This window comes from Sphingomonas alpina (assembly GCF_014490665.1).
In the GTDB taxonomy this organism is placed as follows: Bacteria; Pseudomonadota; Alphaproteobacteria; order Sphingomonadales; family Sphingomonadaceae; genus Sphingomonas; species Sphingomonas alpina.
The window spans coordinates 3,389,878-3,404,273 of record NZ_CP061038.1; the positions used below are offsets into that span (position 1 = coordinate 3,389,878).

A 14,396-nucleotide genomic window follows, 5' to 3' on the forward strand; every position below is an offset into this window, starting at 1 on the left:
CCGGATCACAAGCGCACCCGGAACCCGAGAAAATATTGCGGCCCGCTGTTGCTGACCTCGGCGATGCTGTCATAGCCGCCTTTGTAGAACACATCCTTGGTGCCGGTGATGTTGAGCGCCTGCGCTTTCAACTGGACGTTCTTGGTCAGATTATATTGCGCCGAGAGATTGATGTAGTCCGCCCCGCGCACCTCGCGATTGGTGCCGCCATTGGGTTTGTAATAGGACGAACGGTAGCGGTACGACGCGCGTAGCGACGCTCCCCATTTCTCGAAATAGACCGAACCGCTGGCGGTGAATTTCGACAGGCCGATCAGGTTCGACGGCTCGAGCTGATTGGCGAGCGTCGAGGTGTCGGGGAACTCAAAATCGGCAAAGGCACGGTTGGCCGAAGCCGTGACGCCGAAGCCGTCGAGCGGTGACGGCAACCAGGTGAAGGCATGGTTTGCGGTTACCTCGACGCCATAGAGGTGGCGAGTTTCGGAGTCGTTGGCGGGAGCGACCGGGTTGATGATCAGGTTCCGGGTCTCACGCGGGCCGAGGCCAGCCGGGGTTTGTGTTTGCGTTGTCACTGTGATCGGCGTCGGGATGGGCGTCGATGCGCCGATCACCGCACCAGTCACCCATTTATAATAGCCGGCGACCGCCAGCAACGTATCCTTCGACGCATAGAGCTCAAGCGAGGCATCCGCATTCCATGCCCGAAGCGGCTTCAAGTTCGGGTTGCCGGTGGTGGCGTTGAGGACGATATTATCGGCACCGGGAACTGAGCTTGTTTGCGGCGTGATGCTGATACCCGCACCGAAGCTTTCGATTCCCGAACGGGCGAGCGCACGATAGCCGGCAAGCCTCAGCTTCAACTTATCGGTCAGGTCGAAAGCGATGTTGGCGCTGGGCAGCAGATATTGATAGCGCCCCTTCGCCGTGTTGGAGGACACTGCGCCGAGCGGATCGGGCGCCACGGTATAATTGTCGGCGTTGGGATCGATCGTGATCAAATATGGCTGGCGATAACCGATCGAGGTGATGTCGGTGCGGACGTAACGAAGGCCGATATTGCCGCTGAACGGAATACTGCCTGAATCCGAGCGAAAGTTCGCCATCGCGTAGGCGGCATAGATCCGCTCCCGCACATTGATGTCGCTCGGGTCGCGGCCATCGGCCGGATAGGGCAGTGCATCGTCGCTGCCAGTGAAGGTCCGGAACAGGCAATCATTGTCGAACGTCGCCCAGTTGGTCAGGTTGGTGCCTTGTCCGGACATATAGGACGTGGTGGTGAAAGGGACGCGGCAATTGGCATTGGCTGCCGCGATCAACTGCGCCGGCGTCTGTGTGCCGATCTGTGCAATTGTGTTGAGATCCGTGTTGCGCGCATTGTCGTTGGTCCGGTCGTGATTCGAAACGCGCCCGCCTACTTTTATCGAGGTGAGAAAACCGTCGAACTCGCGCGCGACATCGAAGCGCCCCGCCCATATCTCATCCTTGCGATCAGTGACGAAGCGATTGCGCGCATAAACAGCGGTCGCCGCATCGGCGAGGAAATTGGCCGGGTTGGTCACATCGAAATTGTCGAACACGACATCTGGCACGACATTGTCGCCGACATAGGTCAGCGTATAGCCGACACGACGTGTCGAACGCATACGCGTCGCCTTCTGCGTCTCTGTGCGATGCGAGCGCGAATAGGATCCATCGGCGCTGATCGTCCAGCGATCGGGCGTCCAGATAAAGCTCAAACCGCCGCCAAGATACTCTTCGTTGCGCTGGCGCTTCTCGAGCTGGTTCTCGATATTGGAGTTTCCGCGATAGCTGATCAGCGCGCCGTTCGAATAGCCGTTGCTACCGTTGCCGATGAGCAGCGGCTGGATCCCGCGAAGCCCCTCGGCGATCGACAGGACGTTACGATCCTCCAGGCTGTTGCGCTTTGAATATTGGCCGTCGAAGGAGATTTCGAGATCCGGTGACGGACGCCATTGCAGCGCACCGATGATCGCGTCGCGAACCTCAGCGGTCTTTTGCGTGCGGAAGCTGCGCGAGGAATTGGCGTAATAGGTTTGCCCGCGAGTTTCCCCGACGGGGATCACCGGAGCCCCGGTAGACGGCGCCGCCGTGCGCGAACCGGTCGCCTGAGCGCAATTAACGCCACTACCTGCCGTAATGAGCGCGCTGGCAGAGCCGGTGACAAGTGCGGCATTGTTCGCACTCGTGTTGCACAGCTGGAAGGCCGAATTGGCGTTGTAGTAATCCTCCGGCGCGGTGGTGTCCTGGCGCTGGTAACCGATGCTGATGCCGATATCGCCAATGCCGGTCTTGAACACGTCGTTATAGGAAATATTCGCGCGATAGCCGATGCCGTCATGCTGATAGACGTCATTGTCCTTGGGCTGATAATCGGCACGGAACTCGGCTTGGATGCGACGCTTGCCATAATCGAGCGGCTTCAGGCTGCGCAGTTCGATCACACCGCCGACGCCGCCCTCCAGGAAGTCGGCCTGCTGCGTCTTGTACACCAGCACGCCATTGACCAGTTCCGACGGGAATTGCTGGAACGCGACCGAGCGGTCGGGGCCGGCAGTCGACACCTCGCGGCCGTTGAACGTCGAGAAGCTGAGCGTCGGCCCGAGCCCGCGCACCGACAATTCATTGGCATTGCCCTTGAAACGATCAGCGGTAACGCCGGTGATCCGTTCGAGCGTGTCGCCGACCGAATTGTCCGGGGTCGCACCGATCTCGTCGCTGACCAGCCCGTCGACGATCACCGAAGAATCCCGCTTCAGGCTGATCGAGGACCGCTGGGTGGCGCGTGCACCAGTGACGATGATGTCGTCATTGGTGCCTTCCTCTGCAGCGATATCGGCGGTGTCGGCCGGCGGGATAGTCTGGTCCTGGGTTGGCTCGGCGGCAGGTTCACCAGCGGCAAGAACAACGCCAGTGCCAAGCGGCGTCGCGGACGCCAACTCACCGGCGGATGCAGCGAGCGGCGACAGACCGATCCCGGCGGCCGAGGCCAGCAGGATTACTCGGATCACGTGGCGGTGCGTGGTCGTGTTGGTCATGAAATCCTCCCCGTTTGGTCAGCGCTTCCCACGCCCATGACCCGATTTGCTACCGGTGTCATTGCCGCACGAAACTAGCTGCGTCGCGGGTAGTGTCAATCCCGATTTCTAAAATTGTATGACAATTCCCAATTAATGGTGAGGATGGCCGAGGGCGATGCGCCCCTGGAATCCACGGTTTTTCCACAGCGAACGAGCGTGTTGAATGGGCCCGTCGGCGCCCGGTAAGGCGCGGCGGCGATCGGTTGCGCGATACAGTCGTCCATCCCTTGCGTCGCGAATCCCGACACCTCCCCGGCGCCGAATCGGATCGCCGACGCTCCCTGTTGCGTTGCGCCGCGCGAGAAGCTGGCGAACTCCAGATCGATCCGCGCGATCACGGCCGAAGGCTTGGCGGTGATCGTATCGCTTCGCGTGATCTTGCCCGGCGCGAGTACATAGCGCGTCGCGATCGTCACGCGCGCATCGGCTTTGGTATTGGCCCTGCCCATCAGGTCAAGCGCGTCCTGGCGCCAGCTCACTTCGGTCACCGCGCCGCGCCGCCTGACCGTCACGCCCGTGAAGTAAGCCAGCGGCATCAGCACGCTGCCATCGGCAAGCGTGATGCGCGGCACGAGATTGGGATAGCTCGCGTCGGCCGATCCCTGCAGCATACCCGGCGAAAAAGGCACCGGAAAATAGGGGTTGTGCATATGCTGCCCCTCGGCGCCGTTGATGATCGGCAGACCGATGACATGGCCCCCGTCGCGCACCGTGACCAGCGCGCGGTCATGATCCCCGCGCGCGAACCACGTAGTGGTGACGCGCGGCAGTGCTTTCAGCCAATGGGCATAATCGGCGCCCGCCGGTGCCTTGCCGCGATAGCCAAGGCCGTTCCAGATCGCATCAGTGTAGATATACTGGCGGGCGAGGCTGAGATTTTCACCAAAGATGCGGTGCTTGCCGCGATAGGCGTCGGTACGCCGCCCCTGGTCCCACATGTCGACCGAGCCGGTACCGGCATCGACCCAGAAATCCATGTAGCGCGCTGCGATGCGACTGGAAAAGGCATAAGCCATGCGCTCTTCCTGTGGAGTCAGCACCTTGAGCCGCGCGGCCGCAGTGAGCACTTCCAAGAAAGCGGTTTCGCCGTACGGGCCGATGCTGCGGCCATATTCGAACCCTTCACCCTCCAGGTTGAAGCGCGGCAACATCAGGTCGATCGAACGCCGTAGCCAACCCTTGACCTCGGCTGTCGGGGTCATGCCTGTTTCGACCAGGCGCTGGGCGATCTCGCCGATCAGCAGCACGCTATAACGGTCGAACCGACCCTCTCCCTCGGTCTCGTCGGCAAAGCCATATTTGCCCGAATAGCGGCGATAATGGTCGAGCGTCTTGGCGAGCAGCGCGTCGCTGCCGCTGGCATCCTCCCAGCCGAGCAGGAAGCGCAGCCTTGCCACGCTGAAGGCAACGCCGAAATAATTATTGGGCAGGTCGATCAGGGTCAAATTGGGCCGCACGAAGCGATGCCAGTCGAGTTTCGCGCGCAATTTGGCGAGTGTCGCGGGGCGTACCGCCCGGTCGAGCAGCCCGGCTTCCTTCAACTGATGCAGCGCGGACATGTAGTAATACATGCCCCAAGTATCGTTGGTGTCATCGACCGTCAGGTCAGCGATGTCGGCAAAATCGGCCAGCCGCTGCGCCAGGCGCGGATCGTCTTTGGGCAATTCGAGCAGCCGGTAGGACATGGCGATGGCGATCTTGCCGGGCAGGAACTTGTCGCCACTTTCGAAGACTTTGACCCCGCCCAAGGTCATTGCGCGCTTTTCTCTGAGCAACTGCGCAAGCAGTCCTTCGAGCTGAGGCATCAGGCGCTTGTCGACCGTGTCGTGCATCGGTGGCGCGGTGAGATAGGTCGGGCCGTGCGGCCGGTCGGCCCAGCGATCCAGCCCCGGCGCGGGGGCCGCCGCGACGAGCATCGGCAGGGCAAGCGCACCCAGCATCGCGTGGCGCATCACCGTCCGCCGCCATGACGTGCTAGATCCGCCATTGCGGTACCGGCAAGCAGGAAGGCGCCGGTGCCGTAATATTGCGTATCCTCCTTCGCAACCTTGTCGGGGCGGTCGCTGACCTGCTGCACCCAGCCGAGCTTGCCGTCGGGCTGCACTGCGCGCAGCAGCGCCGCCCAACCCTTGATCGCCGCCGGGCGATAAGTCTTGCGGTCGAGCAATCCGGTGTCGACGCCCCAGGCAAAGGCATAAGTGAAGAAAGCGGTGCCGCTGGTCTCGGGCGGCGTATCGGCGCCATTGTCGAGCAGCGACGGTGCCCAATAACCATCTGCCTTTTGCAGCGTGACCAACCGCGCAGCCATTTCGCGGAACAGCGAGACATAATAAGGACGCTTGGGGTCGTTCGCGTCGAGCATCTGAATGACCCGGACCAGGCCCGCCATCACCCAACCATTGCCGCGGCTCCAGAACAGCTTGCGCCCAGCCGCATCGCGGCGGTCGAAGAAGCGGCTGTCGCGGAAGAAGAGATGCTCGCTCTTGTCGAACAGATAGTCGGTGGTGGCGCGGAACTCCTCATGCGCGAAGGTCGCGTAACGCTGATCGCCGGTCGCGCGCGCCATGCGCAGCAGGGTCGGCGGCGCCATGAACAGCGCATCGCACCAGCACCAGCGCTGTGTGCAGGGCGGATCGCCGCTGCCAGGAGAGCCCAGGACGAAAGCGAGATCGCCGGTCGGGCGATGGGCGAACACATTCTCGAAATAGGCGCGCGCCGGGACGATCGCGCCATCGCCCGCGCCATGTTTCGCCGTCCACAGCCAGGCCTGGGCGATCAGCTGGTCATCGGCATGGAAAGGTCTGTCGCCCGGCCGCCATTGCTCACGCTGGCCGAGATCAAGCAGCGCCCTGGCATAGTCAGGCTCGCGACTGCGGTCGGCGAGTTCAGTCAGCGCGGCCCAGAAGGTCGCCTGTTGCCAGTCGCGGGGGTTCTGCACGCTCTTCGATGCCGCCGGCATGTGATCGAAGGTGTCGAGATGCGCGAGCTGCCAGTCGGCAACGCGCTGCGTGGCGGCGAGGATCGCCGTGCGTTGCGGCATGGCGGGTTCGGCCGGAGTCGCGGCGGCCGCGACCAGGGCAATCGGCGCGAGAGCGATCATGGACATACGGTTTTTCCCTTTATCTCGAGGATCGCGACCGACGACAGAGTCAGTCGCATCGCGTTGGCGGTGGTGAGGGCAAACGGCGCACTCACTTTGGACAGATCCGCGCCAACCAGGCAGCCGAGCGGTATCGTCAGGCTCTGCCACCCGCGTCCGGCAAGCGCAGCCAGCGATCTGGTCGCATCGAGCTTGCCGGTGCAGCCAGCACCGCAACGCAGTTCCAGCGTGACCGGCCCGGCGGGCGCGGCATCGACCCGCAACGCGATCGTCAGTGCGAGCGACCCGATGCGCGACAGGTCGACGGGGCGCGGGTTGGCGATCAGCAGGGTTTCCCGCGAGCGGCCACTCCAGCTGACCTCTCGCGCATCCTCCTGCCGGTCACGATCAACCGGACGGATGGCGAGTGCGCCATTATCCGCCACGCCGGTGACGGGCTGCGGGCTATCGTTCGCTCCATCGATCTGCAGCGTGCGCGGGGTGATCGCACGGCCGCCATCGAACAGCGGGCCGGTTGGTTTGGCGAGTGCGGACAAGTCGATGCCGGAATCTTCCGACAGCGGCGCGGCCGTGCTGCGGTCGGCAAGCGTTAGGCCATAGCCAAAGGAGAAGAGCGGCGCGTAATTCGCATCACCGACATTCAGCGGCGATTGAGTCGCTTTGGCCGGCCAGGAGAAGGACAGCTTGCCGCGAAACTCCTGCTTGCCGAACAGCATGTCGGCAACGCCGCCGCCTTCCGATCCCGGCAGCCACGCCGCGACGAACGCGTCGGCGGCGTTGATATGACGATTGACCCAGAGCGGACGCCCGGAAAGGAAGACGGCAACGACGGGTATTCCTTGCACCTTCAGGCGCTTCATTACGCCGAGCGTATCGCGCGTGTCGTCGAACAACAGGTCGGCACGATCACCCTGGAATTCGGCATAGGGATCCTCGCCGAACACCATGATCGCGACATCGGGCCTGGTCTTGTACTGCCCGTCGACCGCCAGTTCGGCAGACCCGCCACCGGCGGTGACCGCGTCGCGCACCCCGACCCAGATCGATTGCGCGCCGGGGAAATGCTCAGGCTTGGTGCCCGTGCCCTGCCAGGTCAGCGTCCAGCCGCCCGACTGCTTGGCGACGTTGTCGGCGCCATCGCCCGCAACAAGGATGCGTGCAGAGGGCTTGAGCGGAAGCACACCGCGATTCTTGAGCAGCACCAGCGATTCGCGCACTGCCTGACGCGCGATGGCGCGGTGTTCGGGCGATCCGAGCAGGTCGTATTTACCCGACAGCGGCCGGGTCGAGGGTGGCCCGGCCTCGAACAGCCCGGCGCGCAATTTGACGCGCAGGATGCGCCACACGGCGTCGTCGAGCCGCGCCATCGGCAGGGTGCCGGAGCGTGCCGCAGTCAGCGTGCTCGCATAGAGAGCACGCCAGCTATTGGGCGCCATATAGATGTCGAGCCCGGCCTTCATCGATGCAGGGCAATCGGTCGCGGTGCAGCCCACTACCTTCGCATGGCCGTCCCAATCGCCGACCACCAGCCCGTCAAAGCCCCAGCGACGCTTGAGCACGTCGGTCAGCAGGTCAGAATTGCCATGCATCTTGGCGCCGTTCCAGCTGGAGAAGGACGCCATTACCGATTGCACGCCGGCATTGAGCGCCGCGACATAGCCGGTGCCATGCAGGCGAATCAGATCGGCTTCGGAAATTTGTGCATCGCCGCGGTCGCGGCCGCCCAGCGTACCGCCATCGGCAAGGAAATGCTTGGCGGTGGCAATGACGTGCGGCCCCTTGAGCCAGTCCGCCGCGCCACGCTTGCCTTGCAGCCCTTCGACATAGGCGGTCGCATAATCGGCGATGATGCCGGGATCCTCGGAAAAGCTCTCATAGGTTCGGCCCCAGCGATCGTCGCGCGCCACTGCGATCGTCGGGGCGAAGGTCCAGTCGAGCCCGGTCACGCGCAGTTCCGCGGCGGTTGCAGTGCCGATTCGTCCGATCAGCGCGGGATCGCGCGTTGCGCCCAGGCCAATATTGTGCGGGAACAGCGTCGCGCCAACGATGTTGTTATGGCCATGAACGGCATCGCTGCCCCACATTATCGGGATGCGCGGCAGATCGCCCTGCGGGCGCATCGACGCAGCATAATAAGCATCCGCGGCGGCAACCCAGGCTGAGGCCGGGCCGAATTCGTCACCACCGGGCGAGGAGCTGCCGCCATTGAGCACCGAGCCGAGATGATAGACTGCGACATCCTCGGGCGTGACGCTGCCAATATCGCCCTGGATCGTCTGGCCAACCTTCTGGTCGAGCGACATCCGCGCAAGAATCGAGTCGATCCGCTTTTCGATTGCCGAATCGGTGGATGCCGGCTTGTCGACTGCGGGCCATTGATCGGGATGTACCGTGGGTGCATCCTGCGCCACGCCCATCACGGGCGCTGCAAGCGCAAGGACCGCCGCATAACGGGTTACGGACGTCCAGATCATCCTACCTCCTCCCGCCGGCTGGCAGTTTTATGACACCGGTAACAAAACACTTTCCTTTTTTGCTGGCTCTGTCAATGAAGTTGTACGACAACTATCGCGAGAAATGAGATGGGAGGGGCGCCGATGCCGAAGATCAAGAATGCCCGCATCATCGTCACATGCCCCGGCCGCAACTTCGTCACCCTGAAGATCGAGACCGATCAGGGCGTTTACGGCATTGGCGACGCGACGCTCAACGGGCGCGAACTCGCCGTCGCAAGCTATCTGGCCGATCATGTCGTGCCGTTGCTGATCGGGCGCGACGCGCATCGCATCGAGGATATCTGGCAATATCTCTATAAGGGCGCGTATTGGCGGCGCGGCCCGGTGACGATGACTGCGATCGCCGCCGTCGACATGGCGCTCTGGGACATCAAGGGCAAGGTCGCAGGCCTGCCGCTCTATCAATTGCTCGGCGGTGCGAGCCGCGACGGCGTGATGGTCTATGGCCATGCCAATGGCGCAAGCGTCGAGGAAGCAGTCGATGCCGCCCTGGTCTATCAGTCCGAAGGCTATCGCGCGATCCGGATCCAGGCCGGCGTGCCGGGGCTCGCCTCGACCTATGGCGTATCGAAAGACCGCTATTTCTACGAGCCGGCAGACGCCGATCTGCCGAGCGAGAATCTGTGGTCGACCGAAAAATATCTCCGCTCGGTGCCAGCCCTGTTCGACAAGGCGCGCGAGGCGTTGGGATGGGACGTGCACCTGCTGCATGACGCGCATCACCGGCTGACACCGATCGAGGCCGGGCGGCTGGGCAAGGATCTCGAACCCTATCGCCCGTTCTGGCTAGAAGATGCGGTGCAGGCCGAGAATCAGGACTCGTTCCGGCTGATTCGCCAGCACACCACCACCCCGCTCGCGGTCGGTGAGATCTTCAGTTCGATCTGGGATGCCAGGCAGCTGATCGAGGAGCAGCTGATCGATTATATCCGTGCGACCGTGGTTCATGCCGGCGGCATCACGCATCTGCGCCGCATCGCGAACCTTGCCGACCTGCACAATGTCCGCACCGGCTGTCATGGCGCGACTGACCTGTCGCCGGTGGCGATGGCGGCTGCGCTGCATTTCGACTTGTCGGTGCCCAATTTCGGGGTGCAGGAATATATGCGCCACACACCTGAGACCGACACGGTGTTCCCGCACGCCTACAGCTTCGATCGTGGCATGATGCATCCCGGCGACAAGCCCGGCCTCGGCGTCGAGATCGACGAAGCGCTTGCCGCCCAATATCCCTACAAGCGCGCCTATCTCCCAGTGAACCGTCTTGAAGACGGTACCATGTTCTCCTGGTGAGCGGCGGCGCGTGTCACCTTTGCCGCGACCTCGCCGATCCCATGCGCGCAACGACGCCGATCGCGCGCGCTACGGTGGTGCTCGCCAAGCCCCGGGTGCGGCGATATGCTCCGTCCCCATGAAAACAGGCGGCAATCCCACAATCAACGACGTTGCTCGCCTCGCGGGCGTGTCGAAGAAGACCGTCAGCCGGGTGATCAACCGATCCCCCCTGCTGAGCGACGAAACACGACTGCGCGTCGAGACCGTGATCGGCGAGCTCGGCTATACGCCGAACCCGCAGGCGCGCGGCCTTGCGCTCAGGCGCAATTTCCTGATCGGCCTGATCCACGACAACCCCAACTCGCAGATGGTGCTGGGGGTGCAGCAAGGCATTCTCGAGGCGATCCGCGAGACCGAGTTCGCGCTGGTCGTGCGCCCGGTCGATCGCGGGTCGCCCGCCATGCTTGACGATGTGCGGCATTTCCTCGAACGCCAGCGGCTGTTCGGCGTGCTGCTGCTGCCGCCGATTTCCGAGAATGACGAGCTTGCCCGGCTGTGCGAGTCGCTCGGCTGCCGCTATGTCCGGATGGGCTCGGCCAAGCTCGACGACGATCACCATTCGGTCGCATCGAACGATGCCGAGGCAGTGACCGAGGCGACGCGCTATTTGATCGAACAGGGCCATCGTCGCATCGGGCTGGTCACCGGCCCGCACGGCTTCCGCTCCGCCATGGAGCGCCGCGCCGGTTTCGAAGAAGCGCTGGCCGAGGCCGGAATCAAACTGCCGCGCGGCCTGGTCGCGAACGGCGATTACCGCTTCGATTCCGGAGTCGAGGCGGGCAACCGTCTGCTCGATCAGGTACCGATGCCGACCGCGATCTTCGCCTCGAACGACGAGATGGCGGCGGGCGTGCTCCACGCGGCGCGCCAGCGCAACCTGGCAGTACCGCAAGACCTGTCGGTGATCGGCTTCGATGATACCGAGATCGCCGGCCATGTCTGGCCGCCCCTGACCACGGTGCGCTGGCCAATCACCTCGATGGCGCGCTCCGCCGCACTCAAGCTGCTCGCCGGTACGCTCGACGACGATAACGGGATTGAGGAGCCCTCGCTGTTCCTGTCCAAGCTGATCCGCCGCTCGTCGGTCGCACGGCCGCAACCGGAATAATATCGATGGCGCTCCTGACATCGCCGCTGACACCGGTTACTTGCAGCGATGCCAGAACATTCTCATTCCTTCTTGCTGCCTTGGCGGCCTGACTATCAACGGAGATCCTCCCCATGTTCGACCGGACCTATTACGCGACGCATCCCGATATGATGGAGTGCGTGTCGAACGACGAGTTGCGCGATCGGTATTTGATCGAGGACCTGTTTCGCGAGGGTGAGTGCGTGCTGAACTACACGCATGCCGACCGTTTCGTGATCGGTGGTGTTGCGGTGGGCAGCGGCGCGGTGAAACTGCCCGACCAGAGCGAGCCGGCCTCGGCTGTGGGTCATCCATTTCTCGAACGGCGCGAACTGGCGGTGGTCAATGTCGGTGCGGTCGAGGGTGTGGTCACCGTCGACGGCGAGACGTTCACGCTGGGCAACAAGGACTGCCTGTACGTCACGATGGGGGCAAAGGACGTGACCTTCTCCGGCGCGGGCGCGCGTTTCTATCTCGCCTCCTGCCCGGCGCACAAAGCCTTCACCACCCGCAAGCTCGGCATTGGCGATGCCAATGCGCTGGAGCGCGGCAGCCTTGAGGAATCGAATGAGCGGACCATCTTCCAGCTGGTCATTCCCGGCATATGCGATTCAGCCCAGCTGGTCATGGGGCTGACCGTGCTCAAGCCGGGCAGCGTGTGGAACACCATGCCGCCGCACATCCATGAACGCCGTTCGGAAATCTATTTCTACTTCGAGCTGGATGGCCCGGCCGACCGCGTGTTCCATTATATGGGTGAAGGCGAAGCGCTGCGTCACATCGTCATCGCCAATGAACAAGCGGTGATCAGCCCGCCCTGGTCGGTGCATATGGGATCGGGCACCAAGGCCTATGCCTTTATCTGGGCGATGGCGGGTGAGAACCAGGACTATACCGACATGACCGTCCTCGACATCTGTCAGCTGGCTTGAGTTGAGCGCGATGACCAATCCCTTCGACCTTGGCGGCCAGGTCGCGATCGTCACCGGCGCCAATACCGGCATCGGCCAGTCGATCGCGCTGGCGCTCGCCGCGGCCGGCGCGGATATCGCCGCGGTCGGGCGCACGCCGGCCGAGGAGACCGTGGCCAAGGCCCGCGCACTTGGCCGTAAAGCAGAGATCGTCTCGGCCGACCTCTCGACGATCGAACCGGTGCAGCGCGTCGTCGACGAGACGATCGCAAAGCTTGGCCGGCTCGACATATTGGTCAACAATGCCGGCATCATCCGCCGCGCCGACTCGGTCGACTTCACTGAAGAAGACTGGGATGCGGTGATCGACACCAATCTGAAATCGGTGTTCTTCCTGTGCCAGGCGGCGGGACGGCATATGATTGCGCGCCATGAAAAAGAGGGGGGTAACGGGCGGATCATCAACATCGCGTCGATGCTGACGTTCCAGGGCGGGATCCGCGTGCCGAGCTATACCGCCTCAAAATCGGGGATCGGCGGGCTGACCAAGTTGCTCGCCAATGAATGGGCGGCAAAGGGAGTGACGGTGAACGCGATCGCGCCGGGGTATATCGCCACCAACAACACCACCGCGCTCCGCGCCGACGAAGCGCGCAACAGATCGATCCTCGAGCGCATCCCGGCGGGGCGCTGGGGCGACCCCGAGGATCTGGGCGGCGCGGCGGTGTTCCTTGCCTCGCGCGCCGCCGGTTATGTCAACGGCCATGTCCTCGCCGTCGATGGCGGGTGGCTCGCACGATGACCAAGCTGCTTGCCTTTGGCGAAATCATGCTTCGTCTCTCACCCCCGGGACGCGAACTGCTGCTCCAGACACCCAAGCTCGATGTATGGGTCGCCGGCGCCGAAGCCAATGTCGCGACCGCGCTGGCACGTCTGGGCCATGATGTCGGCTTCGCCAGCATGGTGCCTGATAATGATCTCGGCCGGTCGGCGATCGCGACCTTGCGGGGGCACGGTGTCGATACCGCCGGCATCGCCTTTGGCGGAGAGCGGATGGGGCTATACTTCGTCACCTCGGGCGCAGGCATGCGCGCAACCGAAGTGATCTATGACCGCGCGGGCTCCGCCTTTGCCGAGGCGCCAGTGAGTGCCTGGGACTGGGATGCGCTGCTCGACGGGGTCGACCGGCTGCATCTGTCTGGGATAACCCCGGCGCTCGGCCCGGTGCCGGGTGAAAGCGCGATCGCCGCAGTGCGCGCGGCCAAGGCGCGTGGCATTGCCGTGTCGTTCGACGGCAATTTCCGCGCGAAACTGTGGGAGCGCTGGGACAGCGATCCTCGTACCACGCTGACCGAGCTGGTGCGCCATGCCGATCTGATGTTCGGCAATCACCGCGACATCGCTTTGCTCCTCGGCCGCGACTTTACCGCGAACGGTGAGGATCGACGGCGTGAGGCGGCCGATGCGGCATTCGCCGCTTTCCCGGACCTGCAGATGATCGCCTCCACCGCGCGCCATGTCGTGACGGTCGACGACCACAGGCTGTCGGCGCGGATCGATGCGCGGAGCGGCTTCGCGCAGACCGACGAGGTAGTGCTGGCCGGGATCGTCGACCGGATCGGCGCCGGTGACGCCTTTGCCAGTGGCGTGCTCCACGCGCTGCGCAGCGGTAGCGACATTGCCGAAGCGGCGCGCATCGGCCTGGCGCTGACTGCGCTCAAACATTCGCTGCCGGGCGATGCGAGCCTGTTTCGCCAGGCCGATATCGATGCGTTCCTGGCCGGCGGGCTGGATGTTCGCAGATAACAACAGCGCTTCCTCGGCGAAGGCCGGGGCCAGTCGGGAAGGGGCAGTAACGGAGCGCAACTCTCCTAGCTGCTGTCTCGCAACTGGCCCCGGCCTTCGCCGGGGAAGCAAAGTTCAAGAGGGAAGGCATGAAGCTCGCTCCCTTGATCGCCCTTGCTCAGCTCGCCCCTGACAATAACAGAACCGCGAGTCGTATCGGAATATGATTTGCTGGCTGTTCCTGGCTGTTATTTTGCGAAAGTAATTTTTCTGGCTGTTAAATGGGATCCAGAAGAAAAATTCGGCATCATTCTCAAGAGCTTGAACCAGGCTGGCTGTTATCGAATAACAGCCAGCGAACAGCCAGCGAACAGCGAACGACTCTGGCTGTTCTGGCAAAAACAGCCAGCACAGAGCCTTCGATATTTTCCAGTCATGTGAAAGAGCGCGCCGGGCGCTTGAGCGGCGCCTCGTCTGGAGTCAGGCTGTCATGCCTCGCGCCGGTGTTGAATCGAGAAGCGA

The 14,396-nt window shown here is 63.3% G+C and carries 10 protein-coding genes; 6 read left to right on the forward strand and 4 right to left on the reverse strand.

The window, feature by feature from the left end; all coding sequences use genetic code 11:
- Positions 1-5: 5 nt before the first annotated feature.
- The 4 genes from H3Z74_RS15820 to H3Z74_RS15835 all read right to left on the reverse strand — a co-directional run bounded on the left by H3Z74_RS15820 (position 6) and on the right by H3Z74_RS15835 (position 8,672).
- Positions 6-3,056 (reverse strand): TonB-dependent receptor, encoded by a 3,051-nt coding sequence (locus H3Z74_RS15820; RefSeq protein ID WP_187760553.1) that lies wholly within the window; start codon positions 3,054-3,056, stop codon positions 6-8.
- A 95-nt stretch (positions 3,057-3,151) separates the two neighbouring features.
- Positions 3,152-5,050: a hypothetical protein gene (locus tag H3Z74_RS15825; RefSeq protein ID WP_187760554.1), complete on the reverse strand. Its 1,899-nt coding sequence runs from the start codon at positions 5,048-5,050 to the stop codon at positions 3,152-3,154.
- Positions 5,050-6,204 (reverse strand): glycoside hydrolase family 88/105 protein, encoded by a 1,155-nt coding sequence (locus tag H3Z74_RS15830; protein ID WP_187760555.1) that lies wholly within the window; start codon positions 6,202-6,204, stop codon positions 5,050-5,052. The genes H3Z74_RS15825 and H3Z74_RS15830 overlap by 1 nt, the downstream gene beginning before the upstream one ends.
- Positions 6,195-8,672: a glycoside hydrolase family 3 protein gene (locus H3Z74_RS15835; RefSeq protein ID WP_229726618.1), complete on the reverse strand. Its 2,478-nt coding sequence runs from the start codon at positions 8,670-8,672 to the stop codon at positions 6,195-6,197. The genes H3Z74_RS15830 and H3Z74_RS15835 overlap by 10 nt, the downstream gene beginning before the upstream one ends.
- A 123-nt stretch (positions 8,673-8,795) precedes the next feature.
- On the opposite strand from H3Z74_RS15835, the gene manD reads away from it, so the two are divergent.
- The 6 genes from manD (at position 8,796) to H3Z74_RS24455 (ending at position 14,315) form a co-directional block, all read left to right on the forward strand.
- A complete protein-coding gene (gene manD / locus H3Z74_RS15840; protein ID WP_187760556.1) occupies positions 8,796-10,007 on the forward strand; it encodes a D-mannonate dehydratase ManD in 1,212 nt (403 codons plus the stop codon).
- Positions 10,008-10,125: 118 nt separating this feature from the next.
- Positions 10,126-11,157 (forward strand): LacI family DNA-binding transcriptional regulator, encoded by a 1,032-nt coding sequence (locus tag H3Z74_RS15845; protein WP_187760557.1) that lies wholly within the window; start codon positions 10,126-10,128, stop codon positions 11,155-11,157.
- A gap of 113 nt (positions 11,158-11,270) precedes the next feature.
- Positions 11,271-12,110, forward strand: coding sequence for a 5-dehydro-4-deoxy-D-glucuronate isomerase (gene kduI / locus H3Z74_RS15850; protein ID WP_187760558.1), 840 nt, complete (start codon positions 11,271-11,273; stop codon positions 12,108-12,110).
- A gap of 10 nt (positions 12,111-12,120) precedes the next feature.
- The gene (kduD, locus tag H3Z74_RS15855; protein WP_187760559.1) at positions 12,121-12,891 is read left to right on the forward strand and encodes a 2-dehydro-3-deoxy-D-gluconate 5-dehydrogenase KduD; all 771 of its coding nucleotides are present in this window, start codon (positions 12,121-12,123) and stop codon (positions 12,889-12,891) included.
- On the forward strand, positions 12,888-13,895 hold the full coding sequence (locus H3Z74_RS15860) for a sugar kinase (RefSeq protein ID WP_187760560.1): 1,008 nt from the start codon (positions 12,888-12,890) through the stop codon (positions 13,893-13,895). Before kduD ends, H3Z74_RS15860 begins: the two co-directional genes overlap by 4 nt.
- Positions 13,896-14,102: 207 nt before the next feature.
- Entirely contained in the window at positions 14,103-14,315 is a 213-nt protein-coding gene (locus H3Z74_RS24455) for a hypothetical protein (protein WP_229726619.1), read from the forward strand.
- Positions 14,316-14,396: the final 81 nt, after the last annotated feature.